The sequence below is a fragment of the Paraburkholderia sp. J67 genome (assembly GCF_905220265.1).
Lineage (GTDB): Bacteria > Pseudomonadota > Gammaproteobacteria > Burkholderiales > Burkholderiaceae > Paraburkholderia.
Map to the genome: position 1 here is coordinate 48,588 of NZ_CAJMZK010000001.1, position 11,805 is coordinate 60,392.

Below are 11,805 nucleotides of genomic sequence, written 5' to 3' on the forward strand. Positions count from 1 at the left end.
TATCGGAGTGTCGGCGTGCCGCGTCAACGCAACTCGAAGCCGAGTGCATTGAGCGCCTCGCGCAGACGGTCGCGGCCATGCAGCGACTCGCGGCTGCGCCAGCGCGCGAGCGAACGCGAGGTCCAACCCGCCGCGCTCTGGCCTTGCGAGGTCTGGAATTCGCCGATCGTTGCGTCGTATTGTGCGATGCCGTCTTGTTGCGAAGGCGCGTCGTATTGCTCGCGATGGAGCACGACGGGCTGCGGCAGGCGCGGCTTGATCTGCGCCGGGTGCGTCTCGTCCGCGTAGCCCACGCACAGGCCGAACACCGGCAGCACGCGCGGCGGCAGGCCCAGTTCGGCGGCCACCTGCTCGGGCTGATTGCGGATCGCGCCGATATAGACCGCGCTCATGCCGAGCGATTCGAGTGCGACCACGGCATTCTGTGCAGCGAGCGCCGCGTCGATCACGCCCACGAACAGCGTCTCCATATAGTGCAGGCCTTCGGCGCTCGCGCCGGTGCGTTCGGCGGCGGCTTCGAGACGGTTGAGGTCGGCCAGCCACACAAGGAAGAGCGGCGCTTCGCGAATCTGCGACTGGTTGCCCGCGAGCGAGGCCAGACGCGCCTTGCGTTCCGGGTCCTCGATGGCGACCACGCTCCACGTTTGCAGATTCGACGAGGTCGAAGCCGATTGCGCGGCGGCAATCAGCGTTTCGAGCGTGCCGGCGGGCAGCGGCTTGTCCGCGTAGTTGCGCACGGAGCGGTGCGCGAGCAGGGCATCGAGCGTCTCGTTCCAGGCGGGCAGCGGCGCGGTCCAGGGCGTGCCGTAGCGGGTTTCGAGGGCAAGTTGAGCGGCGGCGGTGGACGTCTCGGGCGAGGTGAGGGTCGACATCGGTTCTTCTTCTCCGGCAGATACGGTTGAAAGCGTGGCGCCTGGGCGCGAGCGCCGTATGGTACATGGGCGGCGCGATTAGTGCTTGGGGCGGCCTACACGAGCGCAACCGGTGCTGCCGGTACTGGACGGCTATTCGACGCCCGAAGGCGAGCGCCGACTGTCCAGATCCTTCAGTGCCGGAAACGCGACTTCGTCCCACGAGCGTAAGCCATTCGACTTGAAGACCATCTTTCGTCTAACGAAAATCTCGAATGTGGGCGTGAAGAGTTTCAACCTGTCGGCGCGCTGACGCCGCTCGAAAAGCCATTGAATATCTGGCGGATAGTTGTCGATCGTCTCGGGGAAAGCGATTGCGTCGCGCTCCACGATAAACAGGTGAACGTCAGGATGTGTTTTGGCCCACGATTCGAAATCGCCTTTGCCGCCCAGAGAGCCTTCCCAGCGCTTGCAGTAGACGCAATCCTTTGCCGTGTGCACGATCAGGTTGATGGGTTCGCCCTGCTGCACTTTGGCCTCGCGTACCTGGTCGGCCCAACTGAGCTTGGGCTGTGACGCGGCCGCGTTCACGTCGGCCTGGTCGTCTGCCAATACGACGTTCGGCGAAACGAGAGTCAACGAAAAGCATGCCAATGCAAAGCACAATGAAAGCCGGGCCGACAAACGATATGGCATTTTCGTGCTCCAGATAAAGATGGGTCGTCAATCGACGTATAGACGCGCTATCACCAGGCGCTGGTATAGCGATCCCAATGACTGTTTCATGTTAGGCGCTCGTGGCGCTGGTGCGAGGACGATTCGTGAGTCTGATGGGGATTGTCCAGCGCAAGGGTAGCGCTGCGGTGCAGCGGATTCAGCCCGCTGCGATCATCAACGTGCCCGTCGCCACGAGCGCGCCTTGCCAGAGCCATTCGAAGTTGATCCAGCCGCGCCGCAGGATGCCCAGACCCAGATATTCGTAGGCGACTAAAGCGATGGTGGCCGTCGTCGCAAGCGTGACGAGCGTATGCAGCGCCGTGAACGCGGCGGACACCGCGAACGGGCCGCCCGTACCCGTAGCCATGCCGCTGCCGCACACGGGCAGCAGCGCGGGCATGAGCATCAGACCGGCGCCATGCAGCGTGGCCATCAACGCAGACCAGGCCGCGAGCCCGAGAAAGCCCGCCGTCATGCCTACGCGCACGCGATGCCGGTGACCATAGGCATGCTGCCACGCGGCCCAGCCGATCAGCAGCGCACCCAGCACCCAATGCAGCCCGCTATGCGCGAGCGGCGGCAGCCACGCTCCCAGCACGGCGATCGAACTCGTGAACAGCAGAACCGATGCGGCATGGCCGAGTGCGATAGGCGGCAGCGCCATCAGCAGCGCGGCGCGGCTGCCGCGCTGCAAGCCGAGCGCGGTCGCGAACAGCCAGCCCATCGCGGGATTGACGCCGTGGAACACGCCGCTTGCGACCACGGCGCTCCACGCCGCCCAATGCGCGTCAAGTGTTCCGATCAGGCTCTCCATGCCGCGACGCTCCGCGTTGTGCGCGCTTTAAGGGTAGCAGTACGAATCAGACGAGCAGTCGCCGCCTTCGAGACGGATCTGGTGCGGCCGATGCGATTTCGGCCACTCCACGAAGAAGCGCTCATCGAAGGCGAGGCCGCCGTCGGGTCCCGCATCGAGCTTGACCATCCAGCCGTCGATGCCTTCGGGATAGAACTGCTCGTCGATGGCGCCGTACAGCGAGTTGGAGAAATAGACGCGGCGGCCGTCGCGGCTCACTTCCACCATCTGTGGTCCGCCATTGAGCGCGCGGCCCTGCGCACGCGGATGCGTGGCCTTCGAGACAATGCCGCCGATACGCACGCTACCGGTCAACCTGGGATGTTCGGGGTCCGAAACATCGTACTGGCGCAGGTCACCGGTTCCCCAGCACGATACGTAGAGAAAGCGATCGTCGAGCGAGAGCGCGATGTCGGTCACGAGCGGCGGAACAGCCGAAAAACCCTTGAGCATGGGCGGCAACGTCGCCGGATCGGCGGGCTCGGCGGGCTCGGCGGGAATCTCGATGATCTTGCGCGCAGCCCACTTGTCGCCGTCCAGATACCACTGCCAGATCGACGCCGAAAGATCTTTCAGGCTGATCACGGAATTGACAAAGCCATACGGCCTGGTGGGATCGTGCGCGGGCCGCAACTCGAACACGAGCTGGTTTTCCGCGCCGAAATCGAGCACCTGCTTGTGCTTGCGCGTATGCAGGTCCCAGAAGTGCAGCCGATGGCCGTATTGGCCGCCCAGCAGCACCTCGGGCACGAGGCCGTTTTCGAACGCTGCGGGCAGACCCCATTCGCTCGTCACGAGCGTGTCGTAGCCGAGATGCCACCAGCCGTCGTACGCAAGCTGTTGCGGCCCGCGATCGATTTCCCACTGGCCGAGAATATCGAAGCTCTCGTGATCCATCAGAAAGATGCCGCCGGGCGCTTCGCCATTGGCGTTGGCGAGTGCGGTCACATAAATACCGTCGGGGCCGCAGTGCACCGTATGCGGGCGCGTATAGCCCGCGCGCTGCGCGACGCTTTCCGGCTCGTGCACGCGCACGATGGTCGGGCGGCGCGGATCGGGTTTCGTGTCGACGATATGAATACGCGAGGAACGCAGACCCGGCACGATCAGATAGCGGCGCTCCGTATGCGCATGTGCAGCGTTCGGGCACAGGCACGAACTGCACGCGTTCCAGCCGAAGTGATGAAGTTCGTCGCCGGTATTCGGCATGGCGAGGCGATGGACGATGCGCCCATAGTCGGGCGAGGATGGGGCGAGGTCGACCACGTCGAGCGAGTCGGGCACGCCGCCAGTGGGGTCGAAACTCGCGACCCATGCGAGCGTTTCCGCTTTCGCTGCGGCCGCCAGTTTCGCGGAGGGATAAAAGCTGGGATCCGGCTTCCACGTCGCCATCGTTGCCACCTGTTCGGTAGGGTCGAAGGCCTATCATGCCCCATTACGGGTGCGCGCGTATCGCGTTACGCGGTCTTTTTTATGGGCTTATTCCGTGCGGAATGAAGCTTATGCGCGGCAGTAATGAGGCGGCCGATTATACGTTCTGCGAAAACAGTGAATTCGTCGCGCCGGCATTTATCTCGCGCTCAGGACTTTCTAGACTCTATACACCGGATCGCAGCCCGCGCTGCACCGAACAAGTCAAGTTACCGGAGGTGGAGTCATGAAGTCGATGATGAAGGCAGTTGCGCTGGCCGCAGTACTCGTAGTCCCGGCCGCATCTTTTGCACAATCGCAGCCCGAAAACGGTCCTGTTACGCGTGAACAGGTGCGTAACGAGCTTAAGGCGCTGGAGTCGGTGGGTTGGCGCCCGAACGTGGCTTCGCCGTATTATCCCGAGGATTACCGTGCCGCGAAGGCGCGACTCGATGCGCGTAATTCGAGCGGTTATGGCTCGTCGATGGATGGCACTTCGCAAAGCGGTTCTGCAAGCAGCTATTCGCCGCCGGTTTATATGAATCGCTAAGCGTTTAACGCTGATTCAGGACGATCGCGCGCCGCCCGGATGGAGGCATTCATCCGGGCGGTGTCGGTTTATGGAAGCGCTTCAGCGCGATACATCGGCATCCTGATGTTCGATCCACGCGAGCGTCTGTTCGAGCAGTTCATTCGAGAGTGCCTGATCGTCGACGAGGCGCGCGAGAATCACCGCGCCCACCATCGCCGACCAACTGCCGATGGCGGCGCGGCGCGCCTGTGCCGCGTCGTACGTCTCATCGTTCGGGCCCCGCGCGCTGAGGCGCGCGATTTGCCTCTTTAGACCGGCCGCCATCGCCGCGCGCGCTTCGGGCGTCTGCCGCACCGTTTCTGCTCCAAGCGCCGCCGTGGGACAGCCCGCCGCAATATTGTCGCGATGCGCGGGCGAGAGGTAGCGCGCCGCATAGCGGGCGAGATCCGTTTCCCCCGCATCGCCTTGCCCGAGCACGTGTTCGAGCGTCTGCGCAATCAACTCGTCTTTCGACTTGAAATAGCCATAAAAGCCGCCGTGCGTGAGCCCGGCGGCGTTCATCACGTCCGCGACCGTCACGGCGTCGTAGCCGCGCTCGCGAAACAGCCGGCTCGCGGAATCCAGAATTTTCTGCCGATTGATCGCTACCTGTTCCCGACTGACCCGCATCGCAACCTCCTGCCTCATTTTTCTGCTTGACATTATACATGACGCCTATCATTATTCTCGCCTTATACATGATGATGGTCATGTAAAAAGAATGGCTACCGATACCCAAGGAGTTTCACCATGTCTGCACAACCGACTGTTCTGATCACGGGCGCTTCCACCGGCATTGGCGCCGTGTACGCCGATCGTTTCGCAAAGCGCGGTCACGACCTCGTGCTGGTCGCGCGCGACCGCGAGCGTATGGAAGCGCTCGCCGCGCGTCTGCGCAGTCGCGATGGCGTCAATGTCGAGATCCTGCGCGCCGACCTCACGCAGCGCGCGGATCTCGTTCAAGTAGAGGTGCGGCTGGCGGAGGATGCGCGCATCGGTGTGCTGGTGAACAACGCGGGCGCGGCGGGTGCAGGCGGTTTTCTCGATCAGAGTGTGGACGATGTGAGCCGCGTGATTGATCTGAACACCACCGCGCTTGCGCGTCTGGCTTCAGCCGTTGCACCGCGTTTTGCGCGCGAGGGCAAGGGCGCGATCGTCAATATCGCGTCGGTCGTGGGTCTCGCGCCGGAGTTCGGCATGAGCGTCTATGGCGCGACCAAGGCGTTTGCCTTGTTCCTCTCGCAAGGACTGCACCTGGAACTGGGGCCGAAGGGCGTCTATGTGCAGGCCGTGCTGCCTGCTGCCACGCGCACGGAAATCTGGGCGAGCGTGGGCCGCGACGTCAACGAAATCCAGGGCGTGATGGAAGTGGGCGATCTCGTGGATGCGGCGCTGGCGGGCTTCGATCGTCGCGAGACGGTGACGATTCCGCCGTTGCCCGATGTCCAGCAATGGGATGACTTCGACACGGCGCGCCGCGCAATGATGCCGAATTTCGCGCAATCGCAGCCGGCGGCGCGGTATCGGGAAACGGCTTGATCGAGCGCGAGGCGCGATCAGCTTCGCCGCGCGGCGCGTTGCATCGCGTTGGCGACGTCGGCACAGGCGTCGTCCGCGCCGCGCTTTTCCAGCCGATGAGCGAGCGCGCTGAGAAAGGCGCGCAGATCGTCGAGACCGAATAGCGATTCGAACTCCTCGATGACTTCGGCAATCGCGCTGGCGCGCGTGTGAGGTGTCAGCGTGCTGGCGATATGCGAACTGCCGCGCGCGAGTTGCAGGCTGTAGCGGTCCTCGCACCAGGCGCCGCTCACCGCGCGCCGGGCTCGTTTTGTGTCGTTCATGGTCTCATCGTCGCCCGGATGCTCGCGCTACGGTCTGCGTTCGTGCGCGAGGCGATTCTGCACTCCGTGCTTTTCCCGTCTGAAGATTGGTGTATTCAAATCGTTTGCGCGCGCATCGACAATACCTGGAATCAGGTAGGCCGGCCCCCTGCGCAGAACGCGGCGAGTGTGCGAAGCTATCGAACGGCGCACCGTGCGCCATTCGACGGGCGGCCAGTGCAAACAGGCGAGCCGCCCAGCCCGCGAAACCCGCCTGACTGCCCATGACTTCAAGCGCGAACCCGCCGTCTGTGCCGCTTTTCGCCGACTCGCACGAACCCATGCTGCCGGCGCCGCTCCTCATCGTCGAGGACGACACGCTCACGCAGCGCCGTTTGCGCGCGATCCTCACGAGCCTCGGCTATCACGACGAGACACTGCACTTCGCGGGCAGCATTGGCGCGGCGCAAGCGCTGCTCGCCGATCAACCGTTCGCGATGGTGCTGGCCGATGTGGGTCTGCCCGACGGCAACGGCATCGACCTGATCCGCGCGCTCCACGGGCGCGATCCCGCCTTGCCGATTCTGGTAATCTCGGCGTGGAGTACCGAGCAGATTATCGTCACGGCCTTGCAGGCCGGCGCGACGGGCTATCTGCTCAAGGAGCGCGACGACATCGAAATCGCCCTGTCGATCCGCAGCGCACTGCGCGGCGGGGCGCCGATCGATCCCTTCGTCGCGCGGCGGATTCTCGACATGGCCGGAGCGGGGCCGGCCACGCGCGCGGGGGGCGTGGCGCCGCCTGCGCCGCTGTCGTCGTCGCTGAGTCCGCGCGAGATCGAGATTCTCGCGCTGGTGGGCAAGGGGCTGACCAACCGCGAGATCTCGGACGTGCTGTCCTTGTCGAAATTGACGGTCGAATGCCATATCAAGAACATCTACAAGAAGCTGGCGGTGAATTCGCGCACCCAGGCGGTCTACGAGGCGCGCACGCATGGCTGGCTGCCCTGAGGCGCGAAAGCGCTGCGTTTTCCACGGGGTTTTCTCGAAGGTTTGCTAACGCTTTTCGCGTAGGCAGATGGTTGGCTGTCCTGATCGGCTTGTGCCTCGCTATGGCCAGCCCGGCGCAGGCCGCCGAATCCGCTTCGCGCCCCATCGCATTCACGCATATCGAAGCGGTTCGCTCGCCGTGGGACGCGTCCGCACCGCCCGCTACGGGCTGGGCGAGCGTTGCGCTGCCCGATGTCTGGACCGCACGCTGGCCCACGTTCGACGGCGTGGTGTGGTATCGGTTGCGCTGGCAACAAGCCAGCGACGCGCCAGAACGCGCCTTGCTGATCGACTATCTGAACATGGCGGGCGCGGTCTATCTCAACGGCACGTTGATGCGCAGCGACGCCTCGCTGGTTGAACCGCTCACGCGCGCATGGAATACGCCGCGCTATCTGCGCCTGCCCGCGCCGCTATTGCATCCCGGCGAGAATGTGCTGCTCGTGCGCGTATCGGGCCTCGCAGCGTATCAGCCAGGTCTGGGCGCCGTGACGATCGGAGACCCGGTTGCACTCGGACAGGCCTACGCGCACGCACGCATCATGCGCTACGACCTGCAACTCGTGAGTCTCGCGGTCACGGCCACGCTCGGCTGCTTCTTCCTTTCACTATGGCTCATGCGACCCCGCGAAACGGCGTATGGCTGGTTCAGCGTGATGTCGCTCGCGTGGTGGTGGGTCGCGCTCAACCAGGTTGCCACCAGCACCTGGCCGTTCGCGGGCACGCACGGCTGGGAGCGCGCGAATTCGGCGGCGCTGCTCGTCTATGCGGCGGCGTTCACGATGTTCATCGTGCGTTACAGCGAGCGTCGTTTGCCCTGGATCGAACGCACGCTTTGGGCACTCGTGGCGCTGGGCGTGCTGGCGCTCGCGCTTGTGCCGGATAGCGACGTGGGCGTCGCGCGCAGCACGCTCACGATCGCCCAGGCCGTGGTGTTCTTCATGACCTGTGGCGTGTTTCTGGTTTTCGCATGGCGACGGGGACGCGCCGATCAGCGCGTAGTCGCGGCGAGCGTCGCCGTGTTTTTCGCAGCGGGACTCCACGATCTGCTCACGTTCCTCGGCGTGCTCCACGACAACATGTACTACAGCGCGCTAACCGCTCAATTGCAGATGGTGTCGATGGCGCTGATGCTGGCCTGGCGTTTCGTAGCGACGTTGCGCCGGGTCGAGCGTTTCAACGACGACCTGAACGCGGGCATCGCGCAGGCGCGCGGCGAACTCGCGCAGACACTCACACGCCACCACGAACTGGAGATGGCGAACGCGCGCCTCGCGGAGCGCGTGCGGCTCGCGCACGATCTTCACGACGGGCTGGGCGGCACGCTCGTGAGCGCGATCGCGGAACACGAGTACGCGAGCGAAACGTTGCCATCGGGACGCTCGCTCTCGATCCTCAAGGAACTGCGCGACGATCTGCGCATCATCATCGACGCGGCGTCGAGTCATGAACTCGGCGAATACGCGCTGGCGGCGCAGATCGGCTCGCTGCGGCACCGGCTCATGCGGCTGTTCGAGCAGCAGCACATCGCCTGTAGCTGGACGCTCGAAGGGCTGGATGGTTGCCGCCTTTCCGGCGCGCGTGGGCTCGATCTCATGCGCATCGTGCAGGAGGCGTTGACCAACGTGCTCAAGCATAGCCACGCGACGCGCGCGCAGGTGGAGCTTAGGCGCGAGGGTAGCGCGCTGCATCTCGCGATCGAGGACGATGGCGTGGGCTTCGATGTTGCCGATCACGCGCCGCTAGGCGCCGGCATGCGCAGCATGCGCGCGCGCGCGGCGCGTCTGGGTGGGGCGTTGAGTGTCGAGTCGGGGGGAGAGGGGACGCGGGTGAGGTTGAGCGTCCCCTTCAGCAGCGAGGCCGGCTAGCGTTTATTCGGCGTGACCTGCCTGACCCGCCGGCTTCTCCTGATCCGGCTCCCATCCCCCGCCCAGCGCGAGGAACAGCTTCACCTGATCCAGCGCCACCTGGCCCTCTGCCGCTGCGACCTGCGAATGCGCGCTCGTGAGCGTGCGCGTCGCGTCGAGATCGGACAGGAACGACTCGCGCCCCGCCGAATACAGGCGGTGCGTTTCATCGGCGGACTCCTGCGCGGACGCATACGCGGTACGCAGCGCCTCGGCGCGCTGATCATCGGCGGCGTAGGTCGCGAGACTCGTTTGCGTCTCGCGCAGCGCATTGAGCACCACGCCGTCGAAGTGCGCGAGCGCGCCGCCCGTTGCCGCTTCGGCTTCGCGCACGCGGGCGCGCTGCCCGTTAGCCGGGAACGTCCAGTTGATCAGGGGTCCAAACGACCAGCTATTGGTCTTCGACGAAAACAGATCGCCCGCGATACCGGTCGTGCCCACGCCCGCACCGATGCTGATCGACGGATACATGTCTGCAATCGCCACGCCGATCTTTGCCGTGGAGGAGGCGAGCTGGCGCTCGGCCTCGCGCACGTCGGGACGGCGGCGCAGCAGGGCGGCGCCGTCGCCGACCGGGATCGGCTGTTTGAGCTTCGGCAAGCGGTTGCAGGTCAGCGCGGCAGGCGGCAGATCGGCAGGCGCGCGCGCGAGCAGCATGGCGAGCTGATACTGCGCGATGCGGCGGCGTCCCTCGAAGCGCGGAATATCCGCGGCGAGCGTCTGCACCTGGGTCTGGCCGCGCGTCACGTCGGGCTGATTGCCACGGCCCGCGTCGCGCAGGCGCTTGGTGAGCGCCACACGCTGCTGCTGGAGCTTGAGCGATTCCTGCGCGATGGCGAGTTCTTCGGCAGCCGAACAGGACTCGACGTAAGCCTGCACGACATCCGCGACCACGGTGATGCGCGCGAGATCGGCGGCGGCGAGCACGGCTTCGTCCTCGGCTTCGGCCGATTCCACACCGCGACGCAGCTTGCCGAACAAGTCGATTTCATACGACACGTTGATGCCGCCCGTGCCGAGGTTCTCGACCGGCAGCTTGCTGAACAGCAGGTACTGTTCCGCCGATTCCTGCGCGCGCTGGAAGCCTGCGCTCGCACTGCCTGAGAAGCCGCCCTGTGCGTTCGCGACATCGAACGCGGCGCGCGAGCGCGCGAGATTCGCGGCGGCCACGCGCAGGCTCGTGTTCGATTTGAGCGCTTCCTGCACGAGCTGATCGAGTGCGGGGTCGTCGTAAAGACGCCACCAGTCGTTCGGTACGGCGCCCTGCGAGACGGGGGCCTTGTCGGCGCCCGCGATCGGCCCTTGCGCGAGCGGGGCGTTCACGAGCGCGTCCTGCGGCAGCTTGTAGTTGGGGCCGAGGTTGATACACGCGCCCACGGCGAGCGTGAGCGGCGCAAGCGCGAGCGAGCGCCAGAGACGGCGGCGCGTCATTGCGAGGCTCCGCTGGCCATGACCGGCGCGACGGCGCTACTGGAAGCGGCCGATGCGGCGCTGGCGCTGGCGCTGCTCGCTGCGCTCGCCTTCTTCTGCTGCTTGTCGCTCGCATCGTCGCGCACGGCGACGGTGGCCGTGCGGCCCGCGATCATGCGGAAATCGTCGGGCACTTCGTCGAGCGCGACGCGCACCGGAATACGCTGCGCGAGACGCACCCAGCTAAACGCGGGATTCACGTTCGGCAGCAGGTTGGGGCTCGCCTGGCGATCGCGGTCCTCGATGGCGGCGACGATGCTCTGCACGTGACCACGCAGCGGACGCGACTCGCCCATCACAATGATGTCCACGGGCTGGCCGATATGGATGCCGTGCAGACGCGTTTCCTCGAAGTAGCCGTCCACGCGGAACGAATGCAGATCGACCACGGAGAGCACCGCGCGGCCCGCCGACACGTATTCGCCCACGCGCGGCGCGCGATCGTTGAGATAGCCGTCGACCGGGCTCACGATGGTCGTGCGCTGCAGATTGAGCTTCGCGGTGTCCACCTGCACCTGGCCATCGGCGACCGACGCTTCGCCCTGTTCGACGCGCGTGCGGCTTTCTTCCATCGTTTCGCTCGCCACCAGGTTGCCGAGCGCGAGATTGCGCGCGTACTCGCGTTTGGCTTGCGCGAGCGTCGCCTTGCGCTGTTCGAGCGCCGCTTCGGCCAGACGCAGCGAGAGCGTGTAGCGCGCCTGGTCGATCACGAACAGGACCTGGCCTTGCTTGACCGGCTGGTTGTCCACCACGTCGACATTGGTGATCAGGCCGCCCACGTCGGGCGCGACCTGGATCACGTCGGCGCGCACGTGACCATCCCGTGTCCACGGCGAGAACATGTAGTAATTGACGATGCGCCACAGCACGAGAGCGGCGACGACGACGACGATGAGCGTCAGCAGGATCTGTCCTGCGGAGAACCAGGTTTTTTTCACGTTGGCGTTAGTTCACGAAGCGATGCGACACGATGATGACGGCGGCCAGTACAAAGACATAAATGCCGAGATCGAAAATGGAACGATGCCAGACGAGCCGGTAAAAACCGACCCGGGTAAGCACCTTGCCGATCACGACATTGATGAGGTACGCGATCAGCATCAGCACGAGAACGGCGGGCACGAAGACGCCAAAGATATCGATTTCGCCGATCATGG

13 protein-coding genes are annotated in these 11,805 nt (G+C 65.0%); 4 read left to right on the plus strand and 9 right to left on the minus strand.

All coding sequences use genetic code 11. The annotated features are described in order from the left end of the window. Nucleotides 1–23: 23 nt before the first annotated feature. From U5782_RS00230 to U5782_RS00245, 4 genes are all read right to left on the minus strand, one after another. Nucleotides 24–872 (minus strand): NADPH-dependent oxidoreductase, encoded by an 849-nt coding sequence (locus tag U5782_RS00230; protein ID WP_322041858.1) that lies wholly within the window; start codon nucleotides 870–872, stop codon nucleotides 24–26. Nucleotides 873–1,004: 132 nt separating this feature from the next. Continuing rightward, a complete protein-coding gene (locus U5782_RS00235) occupies nucleotides 1,005–1,490 on the minus strand; it encodes a hypothetical protein (RefSeq protein WP_322041859.1) in 486 nt (161 codons plus the stop codon). Nucleotides 1,491–1,725: 235 nt separating this feature from the next. Further along, the gene (locus tag U5782_RS00240; RefSeq protein ID WP_322041860.1) at nucleotides 1,726–2,382 is read right to left on the minus strand and encodes a hypothetical protein; all 657 of its coding nucleotides are present in this window, start codon (nucleotides 2,380–2,382) and stop codon (nucleotides 1,726–1,728) included. A 27-nt stretch (nucleotides 2,383–2,409) separates the two neighbouring features. Then, entirely contained in the window at nucleotides 2,410–3,813 is a 1,404-nt protein-coding gene (locus tag U5782_RS00245; RefSeq protein ID WP_322041861.1) for a selenium-binding protein SBP56-related protein, read from the minus strand. Nucleotides 3,814–4,078: 265 nt separating this feature from the next. Between U5782_RS00245 and U5782_RS00250 the strand changes: the two genes are divergently transcribed. Then, nucleotides 4,079–4,381 carry a DUF4148 domain-containing protein gene (locus U5782_RS00250; protein WP_322041862.1) on the plus strand — a complete coding sequence of 101 codons (303 nt, stop codon included), beginning with the start codon at nucleotides 4,079–4,081 and terminating at the stop codon, nucleotides 4,379–4,381. Between the two features lie 81 nt (nucleotides 4,382–4,462). On the opposite strand, the gene U5782_RS00255 is transcribed toward U5782_RS00250, so the two are convergent. Beyond that, a complete protein-coding gene (locus U5782_RS00255; protein ID WP_322041863.1) occupies nucleotides 4,463–5,032 on the minus strand; it encodes a helix-turn-helix domain-containing protein in 570 nt (189 codons plus the stop codon). 120 nt (nucleotides 5,033–5,152) lie between these two features. On the opposite strand from U5782_RS00255, the gene U5782_RS00260 reads away from it, so the two are divergent. Further along, a complete protein-coding gene (locus U5782_RS00260; protein WP_322041864.1) occupies nucleotides 5,153–5,941 on the plus strand; it encodes an SDR family oxidoreductase in 789 nt (262 codons plus the stop codon). Nucleotides 5,942–5,958: 17 nt separating this feature from the next. Here the strand turns inward: U5782_RS00260 and U5782_RS00265 are convergent, their stop codons facing one another. Continuing rightward, nucleotides 5,959–6,243: a hypothetical protein gene (locus U5782_RS00265; RefSeq protein WP_322041865.1), complete on the minus strand. Its 285-nt coding sequence runs from the start codon at nucleotides 6,241–6,243 to the stop codon at nucleotides 5,959–5,961. A 263-nt stretch (nucleotides 6,244–6,506) separates the two neighbouring features. On the opposite strand from U5782_RS00265, the gene U5782_RS00270 reads away from it, so the two are divergent. Together U5782_RS00270 and U5782_RS00275 are read left to right on the plus strand one after the other, a co-directional pair. Then, a complete protein-coding gene (locus tag U5782_RS00270; protein ID WP_322041866.1) occupies nucleotides 6,507–7,232 on the plus strand; it encodes a response regulator transcription factor in 726 nt (241 codons plus the stop codon). 71 nt (nucleotides 7,233–7,303) lie between these two features. Next, complete coding sequence (locus U5782_RS00275) at nucleotides 7,304–9,139, plus strand: 7TM diverse intracellular signaling domain-containing protein (protein WP_322041867.1); 1,836 nt, start codon at nucleotides 7,304–7,306, stop codon at nucleotides 9,137–9,139. A gap of 3 nt (nucleotides 9,140–9,142) precedes the next feature. Here U5782_RS00275 and U5782_RS00280 read toward each other — a convergent pair whose 3' ends face one another. Genes U5782_RS00280 through U5782_RS00290 form a run of 3 tightly spaced genes read right to left on the minus strand, consistent with a single transcriptional unit; the run spans nucleotide 9,143 to nucleotide 11,803 of the window. Further along, nucleotides 9,143–10,609: an efflux transporter outer membrane subunit gene (locus tag U5782_RS00280; RefSeq protein WP_322041868.1), complete on the minus strand. Its 1,467-nt coding sequence runs from the start codon at nucleotides 10,607–10,609 to the stop codon at nucleotides 9,143–9,145. Beyond that, on the minus strand, nucleotides 10,606–11,586 hold the full coding sequence (locus U5782_RS00285) for an HlyD family secretion protein (RefSeq protein ID WP_322041869.1): 981 nt from the start codon (nucleotides 11,584–11,586) through the stop codon (nucleotides 10,606–10,608). Before U5782_RS00285 ends, U5782_RS00280 begins: the two co-directional genes overlap by 4 nt. A 7-nt stretch (nucleotides 11,587–11,593) precedes the next feature. Next, a complete protein-coding gene (locus U5782_RS00290) occupies nucleotides 11,594–11,803 on the minus strand; it encodes a DUF1656 domain-containing protein (protein WP_027818583.1) in 210 nt (69 codons plus the stop codon). Nucleotides 11,804–11,805: the final 2 nt, after the last annotated feature.